The sequence below is a fragment of the Pseudomonas sp. HR1 genome, assembly GCF_030175875.1.
GTDB lineage: Bacteria > Pseudomonadota > Gammaproteobacteria > Pseudomonadales > Pseudomonadaceae > Chryseomonas > Chryseomonas oryzihabitans.
The window spans coordinates 1-693 of record NZ_JASNRF010000057.1 but is presented as its reverse complement, the minus strand read 5'-3'; the positions used below and the strand labels follow the sequence as shown (position 1 = coordinate 693).

At 57.1% G+C, this 693-nt stretch carries 1 protein-coding gene; it reads left to right on the top strand.

The annotated features are described in order from the left end of the window. The first annotated feature begins 49 nt into the window (after window positions 1-49). Window positions 50-325 carry an HU family DNA-binding protein gene (locus tag QKY98_RS23570; protein ID WP_284671698.1) on the top strand — a complete coding sequence of 92 codons (276 nt, stop codon included), beginning with the start codon at window positions 50-52 and terminating at the stop codon, window positions 323-325. Window positions 326-693: the final 368 nt, after the last annotated feature.

The following is a 693-nucleotide window of genomic DNA, read 5'->3' as shown; positions in this document are numbered from 1 at the left end:
ACCGGTGCCATCTAGCTGGCCCAATTTGAAAAACCACCAAGGTGTACACGTGAAAAAATCCGAGCTGATCGATCAAATTGCCTCCCACGGTGACCTGCCCAAAGCGGTGGCCACCAGCGCCCTGGATGCCACTCTCGACGCGATCACCTCCGCCCTGAAGGCGGGCGACACTGTTTCGCTGACCGGCTTCGGCACCTTCGAAGTGAAGGAGCGGGCTGCCCGCACGGGTCGCAATCCGCAGACCGGTCAGAGCATGGATATCGCAGCGTCCAAGAACCCATCGTTCAAGCCGGGCAAAAGCCTGAAAGACGCACTCAACGGCTAAAGATCTTGGTGGCGTAACTAGCCAGCTGCTCTCAAGAGGCCCCGCTATTGGCGGGGCTTTTTCGTTGGAATGGCCAAGTCCTACTCAGCCCACCTGCATCAGGCACCGAGCTTGTCTGGCTGCATTACAGGCCGAGCCGCAGAATTGGGGACTTTCACTCTGCACTCACACATAGAACAAACGGAGTTTTCATGACGCGCATTTATTCTAGGCGAGCCCAGTCCTTTTTGGTGCCAGACGACGGTCTGTACAAGCGCCCCCGCCTCACCAGCTCATCCCCAACATGGTGAAGATAAGCGGGGCAATTCGTAGCGCCCCTATGCTGCATCGGTCGAGCACCATTAAACAGGTGCAGACCAACATGAATG